The sequence below is a fragment of the Pseudarthrobacter oxydans genome, assembly GCF_013314975.1.
Classification (GTDB): domain Bacteria; phylum Actinomycetota; class Actinomycetes; order Actinomycetales; family Micrococcaceae; genus Arthrobacter; species Arthrobacter oxydans.
This window is the reverse complement of record NZ_JABTYH010000081.1, coordinates 1-1,172: the sequence shown is the minus strand read 5'-3', so window position 1 is coordinate 1,172 and position 1,172 is coordinate 1. Positions and strand designations below refer to the sequence as shown.

Annotated in this window: 1 protein-coding gene; it reads left to right on the top strand. The window is 65.4% G+C overall.

Going from position 1 to position 1,172, the window contains the following annotated elements:
• Positions 1 to 194: 194 nt before the first annotated feature.
• Positions 195 to 1,172, top strand: a 978-nt coding sequence (gene istA / locus HTS88_RS21950; RefSeq protein ID WP_246256566.1) for an IS21 family transposase, incomplete at its 3' end; no start/stop codon positions are given.

Below are 1,172 nucleotides of genomic sequence, written 5' to 3'. Positions count from 1 at the left end.
TGTTAGCGGCCATGAAAAACTGCCCATAGGCGGCCACGAAAGTGCCCCCTGACGGCCAGTAAAACTGCCCGATGGTGGCCATGAGATCTGCCCACTTCCTTGCTGAACCGACCGCGCCTTAAGCGGTGGGAGCCTCTCCCTGGGGTTTGATGACGGTGTCTAAGCGCACCAAGCGAACCAGGAAGAGGCCCTGTATGAAGTCTGACGGAGAAATCATGGAAATTCTTGCTGCCTACGATCTGACCGGATCCTTGCGCGCCACCGCGGAGCTCACGGGCTGCTCGCACCACACTGTTGCCAAACACGTGAGCGCCCGGGATGCCGGCAGGCCGATCGGGGAACCGATGGCCCGGGGCCGGGTCACTGACGCTTTCCTGCCCAAGATCGAAGAATGGGTGGAAGCCTCCAAGGGCCGGATTCGTGCCGACAAGGCCCACGAGAAGCTCCTCGCTCTGGGCTATGCGGGTTCGGAGCGCTCCACCCGCCGGGCGATCGCGCAGGTCAAGGCCGCGTGGCGGCTGGGCCATACCCGCGTGCACAGGCCGTGGATCACAGAACCTGGGATGTGGTTGCAGTACGACTTCGGCGACGGGCCCCGGATCGGCGGGGTGAAGACCATCCTGTTCGTGGCGTGGCTGGCGTTCTCACGCTTCCGCATCGTGATCCCGCTCAAGGACAGGACGGCGCCGAGCGTGTTCGCGGCCCTGGACCGGTGCTTCCGGATCCTCGGCGGGGCGCCGACGTATGTCCTGACGGACAACGAGAAGACCGTGACCACCTCCCATGTTGCCGGGGTCCCGGTGCGGAACCAGCAGACCTTGGACTTCGCCCGGCACTACGGGGTGACCGTGCTGACCTGCCAGCCTGCGGACCCGGCCACCAAAGGCGGGGTGGAAGCGTCCGTGAAACTCGCCAAGGCTGACCTCGTGCCCAAAGACACCAACCTCCGCGATGACTACCGCACCTTCGCCGAGCTCGAGGCCGCCTGCACGGCGTTCATGGACGAAGTCAATCACCGTGAGCACCGGACGACGCGGAGGAAACCCGCGGCCATGCTCGCCGAGGAAGCCCCGCGGCTGCACCGGATCCCGGACACCGCCCACACGGTCGCGTTTGGCCTGGCCCGCAGCGTTCCGGAGAACACCCCAATGGTCACCTTCGAAAACGCCCAG